At 72.4% G+C, this 2,352-nt stretch carries 3 protein-coding genes; all 3 read left to right on the forward strand.

Annotated features, from left to right (window positions below):
* On the forward strand, window positions 1-446 hold a 446-nt coding region (locus ABZ070_RS36825), incomplete at its 5' end, for a TetR-like C-terminal domain-containing protein (protein ID WP_356640505.1).
* A 218-nt stretch (window positions 447-664) separates the two neighbouring features.
* A complete protein-coding gene (locus ABZ070_RS36830) occupies window positions 665-1,894 on the forward strand; it encodes a sensor histidine kinase (RefSeq protein WP_356640507.1) in 1,230 nt (409 codons plus the stop codon).
* Window positions 1,891-2,352: response regulator transcription factor (locus ABZ070_RS36835; protein ID WP_356640509.1), on the forward strand; the 462-nt coding region annotated here is incomplete at its 3' end. The genes ABZ070_RS36830 and ABZ070_RS36835, both read left to right, overlap by 4 nt.

Below are 2,352 nucleotides of genomic sequence, written 5' to 3' on the forward strand. Positions count from 1 at the left end.
CGGTCTGCACGGCCGTGCGTGCCTGGGCCCTGGCCCATCCGCACGAGTACGCCCTGATCTACGGCTCTCCCGTCCCCGGCTACACCGCGCCCAGGGACACCGTGGGTCCCGCCGCCCGTGTGGGCCTCGCGCTGGTCTCCGTCATCCGCGACGGCCACCGCACGAACGGGCTCGCGCTCCCGCCGCTGGCTCCTGGGCTGCGGCCGGAAGCGCACCGTATGGCGGCGGACATCGCCCCCGACCTGCCGCCCGCCGTCGTCGTCGCGATGATCGCCGCATGGTCGCAGCTCTTCGGGACGATCTCCTTCGACCTGTTCGGCCACTTCAACCGCGTCGTCGAGGATCGGGACGCCTTCTTCGAGCACGCCGTGGCCCGCCTCGCGTACGAGGTCGGGCTCCGTCCCCATACCGAGGGCACCTCACCGGGCAGCCGAGCCGCGTCCTGACGCGACGCATTTCCGAGCGGCGCCCTCGGCGGCACGGACCTGGTTCACCGCCCGGCCGGAGCGGCTGCGGCGCACTCCGGCGGACGACTGACGGAGGCCGCCACCCGCGCCCGTACTCCCCGCGCCCGTACTCCCCGAGCCTGTACTCCCGAGGGAGTACACGTGACCGCCACACCGGGCTGACGCCCGCGCCCACCACCCCGGTCTAGCGTGGCCGTATGGAACAGCAGCGCACCGGCACCTGCGCAGGTCCGCCCTGGCCACGGGGCGGACCTCCTTGGATGCGCCCCTTCGAGGACCGGCGCGACAGGACCCGTGTCCCGTGGGCGTCGACCCTGGCGATCGCCGTGATCGTCATGGGCGGCTCCGGTTTCGCCGCCAAGGGGCAGCCCGAACGCGAATCCCTCGACGCCTTCGGCCGCGTTCTGCTCCTCCTCGGCCCGGCACTGCTCCTCCTGCGCAACCGGTATCCCGTGCTCACCGTTTTCGGTGTGTGCGGCACGGCCTTCGTGTACTTCGCGGCGGGCTATCCGTACGGGCCGGTCTTCCTCACCATCGCCGTCGCCTGCTTCGCCGCGATCGTCGCCGCACACCGGCGGGCCGCCTGGTGGGCCATCGGTCTGCTGTGGGCGGGGCATCTGCTGATCGCGCACTGGCTGTACCGGTATCTGCCCCCGGCCGGCGACGGCGCGGCGCCCTGGGGGCAGGAGGTGTTCGTCACCGCCTGGGTGATAGCGATCGTGGCCGCGTCAGAACTGGTGCGCGTACGCCGCGAGGTATGGGCGCGGGAGCGTGCCGAGCGCGCCGCCGCGGAGAAGCGCCGCGCGGACGAGGAACGGCTGCGCATCGCCCGCGAACTCCACGACGTCCTCGCGCACTCGATCTCCGTCATCAACGTGCAGGCGGGTGTCGGGCTGGCGCTGCTCGACTCCGACCCCGAACAGGCCCGTACCGCCCTGACCACCATCAAGGCGGCGAGCAAGGAGGCGCTGGGCGAGGTGAGGCAGGTCCTCGACACGCTGCGCGCCCCCGGCCGGGCCCCCCGTGCCCCCGCTCCCGGCCTGGACCGCCTCCCCGAACTCGTCGAACAGGCCGCGGACGCCGGACTCACCGTCGAGGTGGAGACCGCGGGCGAGCCGGTGGCGCTCCCGCCCGGGGCAGACCTGGCGGCTTTCCGGATCGTGCAGGAGGCACTGACGAACGTCGTACGGCACTCGGGCTCGCGCACCGCGCGGGTACGGATCGCCTACGCCCCGGGCCGTCTCGACCTCCGGATCGACGACGAAGGGCCCGCGACCGGCTCGCCCGCGGGCGGCAGCGGCAACGGCCTGGCCGGCATGCGGGAACGGGCCGCTGCTCTCGGTGGCACCATCGACGCGGGTCCGCGGCCGGACGGCGGCTTCGGGGTCCGAGCCGAACTGCCCGTGCGGCCCAAGGAGACGACGTGATCCGAATAGTCCTCGCAGACGACCAGATCCTGGTCCGGGCAGGCTTCCGCGCCCTGTTGGGCGCCCAGCCGGACATCGAGGTCGCGGGCGAGGCGTCCGACGGGGAGGAGGCGGTGCGCCTGGTGGGCGAAGAGCGCCCGGACGTGGTGCTGATGGACATCCGGATGCCGAACCTGGACGGACTCGCCGCCACCCGCCGGATCACCGATGACGAGCGTCTGGCGGACGTGAAGGTCGTCATGCTCACCACCTTCGAACTGGACGAGTACGTCTTCGAGGCCATCCGCTCCGGCGCCTCCGGCTTTCTGGTGAAGGACACGGAACCGGACGAACTGCTGCGTGCGGTACGGGCGGTGGTGTCCGGGGACGCACTGCTGTCCCCTCTTGTGCTGCACGGACCTTCCGTCGCTCTGCCCCAACGATCCGGACGGCTCAATCTGTGCAAATCTCCCCCGTCC

Origin of the sequence: Streptomyces sp. NPDC006283, assembly GCF_040613325.1 — a bacterium.
Classification (GTDB): domain Bacteria; phylum Actinomycetota; class Actinomycetes; order Streptomycetales; family Streptomycetaceae; genus Streptomyces.